12 protein-coding genes and 1 pseudogene are annotated in these 13,426 nt (G+C 69.3%); 7 read left to right on the top strand and 6 right to left on the bottom strand.

The annotated features are described in order from the left end of the window. Window positions 1–3 precede the first annotated feature (3 nt). Window positions 4–258, bottom strand: a pseudogene (locus QJS31_RS07210) (DUF1524 domain-containing protein); the annotation flags it as partial. Window positions 259–579: 321 nt separating this feature from the next. Between QJS31_RS07210 and QJS31_RS07205 the strand changes: the two are divergent. After that, a complete protein-coding gene (locus QJS31_RS07205) occupies window positions 580–2,070 on the top strand; it encodes an alpha/beta hydrolase (RefSeq protein ID WP_282783310.1) in 1,491 nt (496 codons plus the stop codon). Window positions 2,071–2,104: 34 nt separating this feature from the next. Here the strand turns inward: QJS31_RS07205 and QJS31_RS07200 are convergent, their stop codons facing one another. Together QJS31_RS07200 and QJS31_RS07195 are read right to left on the bottom strand one after the other, a co-directional pair. Further along, on the bottom strand, window positions 2,105–2,749 hold the full coding sequence (locus QJS31_RS07200; protein WP_282783312.1) for a response regulator transcription factor: 645 nt from the start codon (window positions 2,747–2,749) through the stop codon (window positions 2,105–2,107). Window positions 2,750–2,814: 65 nt separating this feature from the next. After that, window positions 2,815–4,056 (bottom strand): sensor histidine kinase, encoded by a 1,242-nt coding sequence (locus QJS31_RS07195; RefSeq protein ID WP_282783314.1) that lies wholly within the window; start codon window positions 4,054–4,056, stop codon window positions 2,815–2,817. Window positions 4,057–4,346: 290 nt separating this feature from the next. On the opposite strand from QJS31_RS07195, the gene QJS31_RS07190 reads away from it, so the two are divergent. The 5 genes from QJS31_RS07190 (at window position 4,347) to QJS31_RS07170 (ending at window position 8,260) form a co-directional block, all read left to right on the top strand. Then, complete coding sequence (locus tag QJS31_RS07190; protein ID WP_029932553.1) at window positions 4,347–5,090, top strand: DUF4191 domain-containing protein; 744 nt, start codon at window positions 4,347–4,349, stop codon at window positions 5,088–5,090. 160 nt (window positions 5,091–5,250) lie between these two features. Next, the gene (locus QJS31_RS07185; protein WP_282782138.1) at window positions 5,251–5,781 is read left to right on the top strand and encodes an anthrone oxygenase family protein; all 531 of its coding nucleotides are present in this window, start codon (window positions 5,251–5,253) and stop codon (window positions 5,779–5,781) included. Beyond that, entirely contained in the window at window positions 5,778–6,269 is a 492-nt protein-coding gene (locus QJS31_RS07180; RefSeq protein WP_306356252.1) for a hypothetical protein, read from the top strand. Before QJS31_RS07185 ends, QJS31_RS07180 begins: the two co-directional genes overlap by 4 nt. A gap of 69 nt (window positions 6,270–6,338) precedes the next feature. After that, a complete protein-coding gene (locus QJS31_RS07175; protein WP_282782141.1) occupies window positions 6,339–7,577 on the top strand; it encodes a sensor histidine kinase in 1,239 nt (412 codons plus the stop codon). Then, on the top strand, window positions 7,574–8,260 hold the full coding sequence (locus QJS31_RS07170; protein WP_282782143.1) for a response regulator transcription factor: 687 nt from the start codon (window positions 7,574–7,576) through the stop codon (window positions 8,258–8,260). Before QJS31_RS07175 ends, QJS31_RS07170 begins: the two co-directional genes overlap by 4 nt. Before the next feature lie 157 nt (window positions 8,261–8,417). Here the strand turns inward: QJS31_RS07170 and QJS31_RS07165 are convergent, their stop codons facing one another. Together QJS31_RS07165 and QJS31_RS07160 are read right to left on the bottom strand one after the other, a co-directional pair. Next, window positions 8,418–9,311: an alpha/beta hydrolase family protein gene (locus QJS31_RS07165; protein WP_282782145.1), complete on the bottom strand. Its 894-nt coding sequence runs from the start codon at window positions 9,309–9,311 to the stop codon at window positions 8,418–8,420. 108 nt (window positions 9,312–9,419) lie between these two features. Next, window positions 9,420–11,627 carry an MMPL family transporter gene (locus tag QJS31_RS07160; RefSeq protein WP_306356251.1) on the bottom strand — a complete coding sequence of 736 codons (2,208 nt, stop codon included), beginning with the start codon at window positions 11,625–11,627 and terminating at the stop codon, window positions 9,420–9,422. A gap of 219 nt (window positions 11,628–11,846) precedes the next feature. Here QJS31_RS07160 and QJS31_RS07155 point away from each other — a divergent pair, with 219 nt between their 5' ends. Continuing rightward, a complete protein-coding gene (locus tag QJS31_RS07155; protein WP_306356250.1) occupies window positions 11,847–12,713 on the top strand; it encodes an alpha/beta fold hydrolase in 867 nt (288 codons plus the stop codon). Window positions 12,714–12,720: 7 nt separating this feature from the next. Here the strand turns inward: QJS31_RS07155 and QJS31_RS07150 are convergent, their stop codons facing one another. Continuing rightward, window positions 12,721–13,251: an RDD family protein gene (locus QJS31_RS07150; RefSeq protein ID WP_306356249.1), complete on the bottom strand. Its 531-nt coding sequence runs from the start codon at window positions 13,249–13,251 to the stop codon at window positions 12,721–12,723. Between the last annotated feature and the right edge of the window lie 175 nt (window positions 13,252–13,426).

Here is a 13,426-nt window from a genome sequence, read left to right as displayed (position 1 = left end):
CGGTCAGCAGGCGTCGAGAACGCGTGTCATGGCGTCCTTCTCGGCCCGGGCCACCCAGAGTGCGTAGGCCGCTCAGACGTCGATCTGCTTGGCGACGTAGACACAGCGGTAGGACTTGTTGGGCGGCAGCCAGGAGGCGGCGTCGCTGTCGCTCTTGCGCTGATTGGCGGGGCCGTCGACGGCGAGCAGGTGGCGCGGATCGTTGGCGAGGTTGCGGCGCTGGCGCGGATCCAGCTGTTGCGCGCCCTTCTGCCGGGCGCGGACGGATACGGCGGGCGGCACGGTCGAGTGCGGCGCGGTGGTAGTGCTGGCGCTACCACCGGGCGGGTGCGTACCGGAGTTCGCATTCGGGCGTGCGCCGCACTGACGTGACCGGTGTGGATTCCTAACCTCGGAAGGGTGAGCGGGCGCATCGGTCCGCTTCCGAGCAGGAGGAATCATAGTGCGCAGTAGGGCATTTCGGTGTCGCACCAGACGGGTGGCGCTCGCGGGCACGGTGGAGCTCGACACGCCGGTCGAGCAATCGGGCACGACCGATCCGGCGGCGCACAATCAGCCCATGCGATTGGTGTGTGCCGCATGAGCTTCGGTAAATGGTTCGCGGCGCTGTGCCTGGTACTTCCCTTCGGAATCGGCTGTGCCACCGCGGACACCGCCGCCGCGCCCGAGCTGGACCGCTTCCACCACCAGCGGGTGGACTGGCGGCCCTGCGATCAGGAACGTCTCGACGCGGCCGAGGCGCAGTGCGCCGACGTCACCGTTCCGCTCGACTACGGCCGGCCGGACGGGCCGACGACGACCGTCGCCATCTCGCGCATCGCCGCCGATCCGGAGCGCAAACGCGGTGTCATGCTGTCGAATCCCGGCGGTCCGGGCGGCAGCGGGCTGGACTTCATGGTGGATGTCGGGGCGGCCATGACGCCCGAGGTGAAGGCGAGCTACGACCTGATCGGCATGGATCCGCGCGGAGTCGGACGCTCCGCGCCGGTCCGGTGCGACTGGCCGCGCGGCATCGGGCTGCAGGCGGCGGGCCCGGACGCGGCGAGCTTCGCGGCGTCCGTGGCGTCACAGGCCGAGCTGGCCGCGCGCTGCGCCACCGCGGAGGGAGAACGGCTGCGGCACATCACCACCCGCAATACCGCGCGGGATATGGATGTGATCCGCGCGGTGCTCGACGCCGAGCGGATCAGCTACTTCGGCACCTCGTACGGCACCTATCTGGGCGCGGTGTACGCCGAGCTGTTCCCGGACCGGGTGGATCGGATGGTGCTGGACAGCGCGGTCGACCCGGAACGCTACGGGCCGGTGGACATGGTGCGGGATATGGGTCCGGCCAATGAGGCGGCGCTGGACCTGTGGGCGGACTGGACCGCCGGACACGAGCGCGACTACGGTCTCGGAGCCACCCGTGAACAGGTGCGGGCGACCGTGCTGGAACTGCTGCGGCGTTCGGGGGAACAGCCGATCCGGATCGGCGAGTTCGCGGTGAGCGCGCACGAATTGCCGCTGATGCTGTTCACCGGGCTCGACGATCCACGGCAGTACGGAATGGTCGCCGAGCAGGTGGCGCTGCTACGGGACGCGGCGCGGGGCCTGCCGGTGGCGATCACGCCGGAGCTGGACCAGGGGCTCGCCTTCGTGCTCGCCGCCGAGCCCGAGGACAGTTCGGCGCAGATGGCGATCATGTGCGGCGACGTGGACGCACCGCGCGATCCGCTCTGGTACTGGAACAACCTCGAGCGGTCGCGGACCACGGCACCCGTGTTCGGGTCGTTCACCGACAACATCACGCCCTGCGCCTTCTGGGCCGCGCCCGCGGAACCCCGCACGGTGGTGGACAATTCGGTACCGGCCCTGATCGTGCAGTCGACCGGCGACACCCGCACGACCTACGCCAATGCGGAGGGCATGCACCGCGCGCTGTCGGCGTCACGACTGGTGACGCTGCGGGATGTGCCGATTCACTGGATCTTCGGCCGCTATCCGAACACGTGCGTCTACGACGCGGTGAACGCGTACTTCCGGGACGGCACCCTGCCGGAGTCGGATATCACCTGCGCCGCCGACTGACGTGCAGGCCCGAAACCCGCCCGGGTTTCGGGCCTCACGCGTTGAGGTAGGCGAGCACCGCCAGCACCCGCCGGTGCCCCGACTCGTCGGCCCCCAGCCCGAGCTTGGCGAAGATGCTCCGAATGTGTTTCAGCACAGCGCCTTCACTGACCACGAGGCGCTCGGCGATGGTGGCGTTGTCGTGGCCCTCCGCCATGAGCGCCAGCACCTCGCGCTCGCGCGGGGTGAGCGCCGCCAGCGGGTCATCGGCCTGGCGGCGCACCAGCAGTTGGGAGATCACCTCGGGATCCATGGCGGTGCCGCCGTCGGCTACCCGGCGCAGGGAGTCCAGGAAGCGATCGACCTTGCCGACGCGTTCCTTCAGCAGGTAGCCGACGCCACCGGCGCCGTCACCGAGCAGTTCGGCGGCGTAGCTGTCCTCCACGTACGCCGAGAGCACCAGCACCGGCAGCCCGGGGTGAATCTCGCGGGCGCGCACCGCCGCTCGCAGGCCGTCGTCGGTGAAGGTCGGCGGCAGCCGCACATCCACCACCACGGCGTCGGGCCGCTCCCCCGCGAGCGCGGTCAGGAGATCGCCGGCATTGTCGACGGCCGTGATCACCTCGATCCCGGCGGTGTTCAGCAGCAGGACGAGCCCCTCCCGCAGCAGGGCATCGTCCTCGGCGATCATGACGCGCACAGCGACTCCACGACGCACACCCTACTGGGGCGTGACCACGGCCCGGGACCGCGCCGAGCCCCGGGTCACAGCCGCGACGGCAGATCCACCCGCAGCACCGTCGGCCCACCCGCGGGGCTGGTCAGGGTCATGCTGCCGTCGAGTGCTTCGGCGCGACGGCGGATGCCCGCCAAGCCACCACCATCGATCTCCCGGGCCGCGCCGATGCCGTCGTCGCGCACCAGCACCGTGAGCAGGTCGGCATCACCGGCGACCGAGACCGTGACCGACCGCGCGCCGGAATGTTTGGTCGCATTGGTCATGGCTTCCGCCACAACGAAATAGGCCGCCGCCTCGACGGCGGCGGGCCAGCGGCCGGTGGTGGCGACCTCCAGCGCGCACGGAATCGGACTGCGGGCGGCGAGGGCGGAGACGGCGCTGGCCAGACCGCGATCCGCCAGCACCGGCGGATAGACGCTGCGCAGTACGTCACGGAGTTCGGCGAGCGCGTCGGTCGCGGTGTCCTGAGCCTTCCGCATGAGTTCCCGGGCTCGGTCGGGGTCGCGGTCGTGCAGTTGCTCGGCCAACCCCAGCTGCATGATCACCGCGGCGATGCGGGCCTGCGCGCCGTCGTGCAGATCGCGTTCGATGCGGCGCAGTTCCGCGCCGTGGGCGTCGAGGGCGGCGGCGCGGGTGGCGGTCAGCTCGGCGACCCGGCCCGCGAGGGCGATATCGGGGGCGGGGGCGAGGAACCAGCGGGCGACGCGGGCCTGCCAGCGGGCCATGGCGGGGATCAGCAAGGTCAGCGCGCCGATGGGAATCGCGAAGGCGAGATTGACCAGCGCGGTCGGCCACGAGGTGACGGGTAGGCCGAAGGTCGCGATCGACCCGGGCGGCAGGGCCTGCCAGTACAGCGGTATCAACAGCTGGTTGACCGCGCTCAACGGCAGTGCGACGGCGAGTGCCGCGAGCGTTGAGCCGGTGGCGGCGTGCACGCACAGCCAGCCGATATCGCGCCGGTTCGCGGGATCGGTCAATACCGTGGCCACCCGCTGCCGCAGCGGCGCGGCGAAGGGCCGGTACGCCTCGGGGATCGGCTCCCCCAACCGCTCCCCCGCCCGGGTGCGCTCGAATCCGAGCAGCGGCCGGATCATCCGGACCGCGTCGGGCAGCAAGGGAATTCCCACGCCTACCAGACACAGCGCGGCCGCCGCGAGCAGCGCGACCAGAACGAAGATCGACAGCAGCGACGTCGCCCCGCCGATCACCAGATACCGCACCGCCGACGGCAGCGCTCGCACCCGGCCAACCAGCACACCCCATGTCACCCGACCACCGTAGGCGCGAGCGACGGATCCCACCCCGTCGGCCTGCGGGTACCCGCGCACCAGCGGGCTCGACACGACGGACCGATGCGGTCGGACCACACGGTGACCGCATGACACGGCGACCGGTGACACGGCCGCCACACGCCACGGCGATCGGGCCGGTGGATCGAACGACCGAGCCCCGCCGTGCCCGCTGTTTCCGAGCGACAGTGGGGCGCGGCGGTGACGCCGCGCGAAACCTCGCGATCCCGGCGGGGATCGGCGGGTGCGCGGCCATTATCCTGGGTGCCATGGCAGCAGGTAAGGGCGGCAAGCCGTCGAAGGAAGCGAAGGCCGCGGCGAAGGCGGCGCGCAAGCAGGCGTCGAAGGAGCGTCGTCAGCAGCTCTGGCAGGCGTTCCAGATGCAGCGCAAGGAAGACAAGCTGCTGCTGCCGCTGATGATCGGCGCGCTGGTCGGCGTGACGGCGCTGTTCCTGATCATCGGGCTGATCTTCGATCTGCAGTGGTTCCTGCTGCCGATCGGCGTGCTGCTCGGCGCGCTGGCGGCGTTCATCATCTTCGGCCGTCGCGTGCAGAAGAACGTCTACGCCAAGGCGGAGGGGCAGGCGGGCGCGGCCGCGTGGGTGCTGGACAACCTGCAGGGCAAATGGCGTGTCACTCCCGGTGTCGCCGCCACCACTCAGCTCGACGCCGTGCACCGCGTCATCGGTCTGCCCGGGGTGATCCTGGTGGCGGAGGGCTCACCGGGCCGGGTGAAGTCGCTGCTCGCCCAGGAGAAGAAGAAGGTCGCCCGCCTGGTCGGCGACACCCCCATCTACGACATCGTCATCGGCAATGACGAGGGCCAGGTCGCGCTGAAGGACCTGCAGCGTTTCCTCACCAAACTCCCCCGCAATATCGACGCCAAGCGCATGGAACTCATCGAGGGCCGCCTGTCCGCGCTCGCCACCCGAGGCGGCCCGGCGCTGCCCAAGGGCCCCATGCCCACCGGCGCGAAGATGAAGGGTATGCAGCGCACCATCCGCCGCCGCTGACTCCCGCCCGCATCTGCTTCCCGTGCCCCGCCGCATCCCACGGCGGGGCACGGTTGTCCTGAGCCAGCGGTAGCCGACCGGCCGTGTACGTCGAATGACGTACTCCGATGGGGCGTGTGGGCCGATGTGATGGCCCCTGGACTTCCCTACCGTCGCCCACATGCGAAAACAGTGGATCGGATTGGCCGTTCCGACGGCGTACGTGTGGATCGCGATGGTGGCGTTCGGGGGGATCGCGGTGGAGACGATCATCATCTACCCGAATGTCTTCCACGATGTGCCCGCATCGCTGGCCGAGGCGTCGGACTTCTTCGAGGTGACCGGACCCGCGGACTTCTTCCCGCCGATGGGGGCGCTCACGGTGCTGGCCGCGGTGGCGACCACCGCGCTGGCCTGGCGGGTTCCGGGGGCACGCTGGTGGTTGCTGGGCAGTCTGGGCTCGCTGGTGCTGGGTGAGTTCCTGTTCTCGGCGCTCTACTTCTGGCCGCGCAACGAGATCATGTTCGACGAGGGCGCGGCCGTGCATTCGACGGAGGTGCTGCGGCGGACCGCGACGGAGTTCGAGAACGGGCACTGGGTGCGGCTGGCCATGAGCGGGGTGACCGCGGTGCTGGCGTTCATCGGTTTTCTGCGGCTGTACCGGCAGGCGACCGGTAGCGAGGTCCGCACGGCTCAGGAGGTGGCGGCATGAGTGGACGGCGCGCACACGTCCCAGCCCGAGATCGCATGAGCACGGCCGCACGTATTCGCGATTCCCTCGGCCTCGCCCCGCTCGCGGTGATCGTGCTGGCGGCGCTGGGCGTGCCCCGGGTGATCGCGCACGATCTGGGGGCGGTGCCCGCGGTGGTCAACGCGGTGCTGGTCTTCGTGCCGATCGCGGTGTGGATCGGCTATGTGCTGTGGCGGCGGGTGCCGAATCCCATCCCGGCGCTGCTCGCGGTCGGCGCCTGTTACGGCCTGCTGCTGGCGCTCACGCACCAGCTGCTCTGGAACGCCGCCTTCGCGGATGATCCGCCGCGGCTGGGTGGCAATCTCGAAGGCAGGTTCTCGCCGGGCACCGAGGAACTGGTGATGCGTGCCTTCGCCATGAGCAGCAGCGTGCTCACCGGCGTGCTGCTCGGTGCGGCCACCGGTGCGGTGGCATGGTTGCTGGCGAGGATCACCGATCGCACTCGATAGGCGAAGACGGCCGTGACACACGTGGGAAGCGGGGCTGGTGAGATGCATCCGAACGAGTCGCGAACCGGCATGCGTCTTTCCGGCGCGGAACCGGAATCCCACGCCGGGCAGACTGAACCGAGGCGGCGGCAGCTGCCCGCCGACGCCGGAACCCACGCCGAGACGAACCGCGCCGAGCACCGTGCGCGGCTGGTCGACCTCGCTCTCGGCATGCTGACCCTGGTGGTGGTCGGCACGGCGATCACCGCCAATGTCGGCGGGTCGGCCGCCGGGGTCGCGCCGTCCGCCTATGCCTTCGGGGCGCTGTTCGGCGCGTTGATGCTGGTGCGCCGCCGCTGGCCGGTCGGCACGCTGCTGGTGTCGGGTGCGGCGCTGCTGGTCTACTACATGCTCGACTATCCGCCGATCGGGTTGGCGCTGCCGGTGGCGGCGGCCCTGTTCTCGGCGGCGGAGCGCGGGCGGCTGTGGTGGGCGGCGGGCACCGCGCTGGCCCTGCTGGCGATCTCCACCGCCGTGCGGGTGGCCCAAGGCGACAATCTGGGTTTCGTTCTCGGACTGGAACTTCCGTCCTCGGCCGGATTGATGGCGGCGGTGATCGCGCTCGGCGACAGCATTCGCTCCCGACGCGGCTGGCGTGCCGAACTTCAGCGGCGGGAGCGGACGGCGGCGGTGGAGCGCGAGCGCGAGGCCGCGCGCCGGGTCGAGCGGCAGCGGGTGCGCATCGCCCGCGACCTGCACGATCTGCTCGCGCACACGGTGTCGGTGATCGCCCTGCACACCGATGTGGCCCGCGAATCGCTGCGGGACGATCCGAACACCGCGGAGCACTCCCTGACCGCAGCCCGCACCGCCTGCCGGGAGGCGAGCCGGGAGTTACGCGCCACCGTCGACGCCCTGCGCGCCCCGGATGCCGCCGAACCGCCGACCCCGGGCCTCGACCGGCTCGACGAACTGATCACGGTCACAAGGGATTCCGGTCCGACGGTGACCTGCACCCGCTCGGGCGGTACCGCCCCGCTACCCGCCATTGTCGAGACCACCGCCTACCGCGTGATCCAGGAATCGCTGAGCAATGTGCTGCGCCACGCGGACGCCCGCACCGTCGACATCGAATTACGCCGCGAAGCCGCCGAATTGGTGGTGCGCATCGCCGACGACGGCCGCGGATCCCGAGGCGACACGGCCGGGTGGGGAATCATCGGCATGCGCGAACGCGTGGCACTGCTCGGCGGCGATCTGCGCGCGGAGAATCGACGGCAGGGAGGGTTCATGGTGGAGGCGCGCATACCGGTGCGGGGCGCGGCATGATCCGGGTGGCGCTGGTGGACGACCAGCATCTGGTGCGGGAGGGGCTGCGGGCGCTGCTGGAGCGCGCCGACGATATCGAGGTGGTGGGCGAGGCAGCCACCGGCGCGACCGGGGTGGAACTGGTCACCGCCACTCGGCCCGACGTGGTGCTCATGGATATCCGCATGCCGGGCGGCGACGGCCTGGCGGCGACGAAACACATTGTCGCGCAACCGGAACTGCGCGACGTCCGGGTGGTGGTGCTCACCACCTTCGACACCGACGACAATCTGCTGGAGGCCATGCGCGCCGGGGCCGCCGGATTCCTGCTCAAGGACACCGACCCGGACGGGCTGCGGGAGGCGGTGCGGATCGTGGCACGCGGCGACGCCCTGCTCTCCCCCGCCGTCACCCGCCGCGTCATGCTGGCGGCCGCGGCCGGACCGCACCCGCGCGCCGCCGAACTCCTGGACCGGCTCACCGCCCGGGAACGCGAGGTGCTGGCCGAAGTCGGTGCGGGACGGTCGAATTCCGAGATCGCGGCGACGCTGCACATGAGTCCCGCCACCGCGCGGACCCATGTGGGGCGACTGCTGACCAAACTCGACGCCCGCGACCGAGCCCAGCTGGTCGTGCTCGCCTACGAGACAGGGCTGATCACCCCGGGCTCGCGGCCGGAACGGGACTCGCTGCCGGAGCGATGATCACGCCGGATTCGCGGCCCGATCGGTGATCACGCCGGTCGTCGCTGCGACCCTGCTGCGATACCGGCAGGTCCACACGACACCTCGCACCGCACGGGCGCGCCCCCGACGTTCCACCCACCTGGCACACCCCGGCATCCCTTGGCAGCACGAGGGTTCAGCCGATATGCCTGCCCAGGAAGGCCACCACATCCGGCATCACCGTGCGCCAGTACGCGTCGGTATGCGCACCCGGTGTGATGGACGCGATCTCCAGCGGCGCACGGGCGATGAACTCACGGCAGCCGTGCACGAACTTGTCGCGGTCCCCACACCAGAGCGCCATCGGAGCGGGTCCGAGTTTACCGATATTGCGCAGCGGATCCAGTGCGGCCCACTGGCTTTCACTGGCGAAGGCATTGCGCCTGCTCATATCCGCCCAGGAGGTCAGCAATCCCGGCGAGATGGTGGCCACCGCCCGCGCCGGATCGCCGCGTTCGGTGCGACGGCGGGCGTAGAGCATGGCGCCGAAGCCGCCCATGGACACACCGGTGCAGGCGAAGGGCGTTTCGTCGTGGCCGCGGGCGGCGAGCCAGTGCGGCACCTCGTCGAGCAGCATGGACATCGGGTCGTCGCCGGGATGATTCTCGTGCCAGTAGTTGTCCCCGCCGTCGACGGCGAGGAATCCGAAGGGCGGCACCTGCCGCGTCGTGACGGCGGCGGCCAATGCGTGGCCGATCCCGCCGACCCCGGCGGCGGTGTGCGCATTGCCCTTCAGGCCGTGCAGCAGAATCGAGATGGGCAGGTCGCGTACCCGCACGCCGGGCGGCAGGATGGTGACCACGTCCACCTCGCGCCCGCGTGCCGCCGAGTAGACGCGCTCGCGCCGGATCACCGGCCCCGATACGACGGGCGTGATCTCCTCGTAGACGTTGCGCAGCAGGACGTGCCGGACACCGGGTGGGCCGTTCAGGGCGTTCGCGCCGAGGGCGGCCAAGCCGAGCAGACCGGTGGAGGCGAACAGCGACCGGCGGCTGAGTCCACGCGCCGCGGCCCGGTAGCCCTCGCTCATGCAACCTCCGAAGTCGTCACGACTGGACGTCCGCACAGTACCGGCCGAATATGAGAGCCGGTGAATAGCCAGCTACGTTGGGATGAACATGTCCGAGGTACGCACCTTTTACATTGTGCTGGACTTGACCAAGCCGACGCGGGAGCCACGCCGAGCCTGGTCGTCGTCGATAACCACCTCGCTCAGACCGAAGCGCTGCTGAATCCGCTTCATCCAGACCGGAGCCCACCAGCAGCGATCACCCAGCAAACACATGACGGCGGGGACCAGCAGCATGCGCAGCACGGTGGCGTCGATGAACAGCGCCGCGATCATGCCGTAGGCGATGTACTGCATGAGCACCAGGTCGGAGAAGGCGAACGCACCCGTCACCACCAGCAGGATCAGCGCCGCCGCGGTGATGATGCGCCCGGATTGCACGGTGCCGATCCGGATCGCCTCCTCGGTGGTCGCGCCCGCGCCGCGCGCCTCGACCATGCGCGACAGCAAGAAGACCTCGTAGTCGATGGACAGGCCGTAGATGATGGCGATGATCAGCACCAGCATGTTCGCCTGACCGGGCTGCGGGGTGAAGTTCAGCAACCCGGCCCCGTGACCGTCGATGAATATCCACGTCAGAATGCCCAGGGTGGAGCCGAGGCCGAGGCCGCTCATGAGCGCGGCCTTGATCGGCAGCACCAGCGAGCCGAAGGTCAGGAACAGCAGCAGCGTGGTCACCAGCAGGACGAGGCCGATCATCCACGGAATCCGGACCAGCAGGGCGTCGATGGTGTCCTTCTGCAAAGCGGGCACCCCGCCGACCAGGACCGTCATCCCATCGGGCAGGTCCAGTGACCGGAGATATTCGATGGTGGCCCCGGCGTCGTTGATATCCACCACCGCGGCCTTGGCCCGGTAGATATCGGGCTGCGCGGGTGAGCGCGCGGGAATGTCGAACTGCCCCACCAGTCCCGGTGCCTGATTGGCCTGATTCCACACCGGTCCCACCGCCTGGGAGTTGTCGGCGATGAAGACCAACTCGATGGGATCGGATTTGCGCAGCGGGAAGTAGTGGTCGATCTCCTCCTGCGCCATGCGGGTCGGATTGTCCGGGGGCAGGTACTTCTCGCTGAAGCCGCCGAAGACGAGATTGTGCATGGGCACGATGAGCAGGATCAGCACCAGCAGAATCGGGACGGCGACCTTGCCGGGATGGCGCATCACCCAGGCGGTGGTGCGCGCGAGCAGCCCGTTGTCGAGTTCCTCGGACGATTTGGTGCGGCGGAATCGCTTCAGCCCCAACAGATCCACGCGCGGCCCGAGTACGGCGAGCACGGCCGGGAGGATGGTGATGGCGGTGACGGCCGCCAGGGTCACCGTCGCGATCGCACCGTAGGCGATGGATTTCAGGAACGCCTGCGGAAACAGCAGCAGCCCACCGAGACTCGCCACGATCATGGTGGCCGAGAAGACGACCGTGCGTCCGGCGGTCAGCACTGAACGCCGCACCGCCGTGCGGGTGTCGTTACCCGCGGCCAACTCCTCCCGGAATCGGCTCACGATGAACAGGCCGTAGTCGATGGCGAGCCCGAGCCCGATCATGGAGACCACCGGGGAGACAAAGGTGTTCACCTCGGTGAAGTTGGCGACGAACCGCACGATGCCGAACGCGCCGAAAATGGTGAGCAGGCCGGTGAGCAGCGGCAGCGCCGCGGCGACGACGCCGCCGAAGATGAAGAACAGCAGCAGCCCCACGAACGGCACCGCCAGCAGTTCCATGCGGTGCAGATCGTCGGCGACGGTGTCGTTGAGCGCGCCCGCCACGGGTTGCAGTCCGCCGACCCGCACCTCGACGCCGGGAATCTCGAAGACATCCTTGACCGCTCGGTAGTTGCGCTGGATATCGGTGTCGTTCTCGCCGCGCAGGGCGATGGCGGCGACGGCGCGGCGCTTGTCCTTGGTGGCCGTGGCGGCGCTGACCGCACCGGTCTCGGTGCGCCAGTAGGTGCCGACGACGCGGGATATCTGCTCGGGATGCTCGCGCGGCAGGCTGTCGAGGTGATCGACGACCGTCCGGCTGAAGTCCGGGTCGTCGACCGTCCTACCCGGCGGCGCGGTGAACAGCACGACGACGTCCACATCATGGTTGCGTCCGAAGGCGGCGTCGGCCAGCCGCCCCGCCTCCGCGGATTCCGACGAGGGATCGAACATGCCCCCCGAGCTCAGGTGGTCGTTCAGGCTGAGCCCGTAGCCACCCAAGGCCAGCAGTGCCGCGACCGCGAGACCGATCACCGCGAACCGCAAGCGGCAGACCATATTTCCCCACCAAGCGAACAAGAGGCTGCATCCTTCCGCACGGTTCCCGCCGCCCTTAAAGGTACATAACCCCGTTTCGCAATCAATGCGTCCGGGCTATGACGCGAGGTAGGCCGGTGAGCCCGGAAGACTTCCGAAAGACATTGGCCGCCAGGGGAATGAATCCACCGTGTCTAACCTTCTATATGGCGATAGACGGTTATATCCCGATCGACATCCCCCGAGAGACAGGACATCATCATGAACGACGTGCGCCACCACACCGTGGAGATCCAGGGACTGCCCGTCTTCTACCGCGAGGCCGGAGACCCCGCGAACCCCACACTCGTCCTGCTGCACGGCTTCCCGAGTTCCTCGGCCATGTTCCGTAATCTGCTGCACGATCTGGGCGACAGCTACCACCTGATCGCCCCGGACCACATCGGCTTCGGACAGTCGGCCATGCCGTCGGTGGACGAATTCCCCTACAGCTTCGACAAACTCACCGAGATCACCCAGGAACTGCTGGACGCCCTCGGCATCGATCGATTCGCCCTCTACATCCAGGACTACGGCGCGCCCATCGGCCTGCGCATCGCCTCCCGGCAGCCCGACCGCGTCACCGCCCTCATCAGTCAGAGCGGCAACGCGTACCTGGAAGGCTTCACGCCCTTCTGGGATGTGCTCTTCGCCCATGCGCGCGATCGCGCCGCCCACGAGCCCGCCGTGCGCGAGCTGCTCGAACTCGATGCCACGAAATGGCAGTACCTGCACGGCGTTCCCGAGGACCGCAAGGCCCGGGTGAGCCCCGACACCTGGACCCTGGATCAGGCGTATCTGGATCGCCCGGGCAACAAGGAGATCCAGCTCCAGCTGTTCTGGGACTACCAGTTCAACCTCGACGGCTACCCGGCCTTCCAGAAGTACTTCGCCGAGCATCGGCCGCCCACGCTCATCGCCTGGGGCGAGCACGACGAGATCTTCGGGGCCGACGGCGCCCGCGCCTACCTGCGCGATCTGCCCGACGCGGAACTGCATCTGCTGGACGCGGGCCACTTCGCCCTGGAAACGCACGGCCCGGAAATCGCCGAACTCATTCGGAACTTCCTGCGCACCGCGCTCGGGTGAGGCGGGATCAGCGGGCGCGGACGAGGGCGGTGCCGGTGGCGCGGTCGTGCATGCCGCGCCCGTCACCGTCGGTGAAGAGGGCGGGGACCACGAAGACGAGCAGGATCTGGCGGACCAGGGCGCGGACGAAGCCGACGGGGACGTCGGCGTCGATGCGCAGCACCCGCTCCTTCAGGAAGAACTGGCCGGGGGTGTAACCGAAGAGGGTCACCGTGGCGACGCCGATGACGAACCACACCAGCAGCGTCGGGGTGGACAGGGAGCTGATGATGACGACCAGGTCCGGCGGCGGCTGCTGCCCGGCCGGGATGTCCATCTCGGCGATGAGCTGGTCCGGATTCGGGCGGAAGATGACCGCGGCCAGGCCGAGCGCCATGAACCAGTCCACCAGCAGGGCCGTGATGCGCCGGAGCATGGTGACCAGTGAGCCGACCCCTTCCTGCGGCAGTCCCAGATCCTTGCCCGGGTAGTCGCCGGGGGCGGAGCCGCCGGATTCGGCGTTCGGTCCGGACAGCCAGGAGCCGGTGATACGTGCCATGCACCCAGCTTAAGGGCCTCGGCGGCGGGGATTCGCCCGGCATGTGGCGCGAGCGTGACCGCGAGGTAACCGGAAAAGTGCTGAACCGACCGGTCCGGCGGTGAGGATTCTCACGCGTGCCCGGGTCGACGTGGTAATCCCCCTATCTTTTCGGCGTCATGCGCGGCGATTGCCG

Origin of the sequence: Nocardia sp. CC213A, assembly GCF_030766805.1 — a bacterium.
Classification (GTDB): domain Bacteria; phylum Actinomycetota; class Actinomycetes; order Mycobacteriales; family Mycobacteriaceae; genus Nocardia; species Nocardia otitidiscaviarum.
Note: the sequence above shows the minus strand (reverse complement) of the source record. Positions and strands in the feature narration are given on the sequence as shown.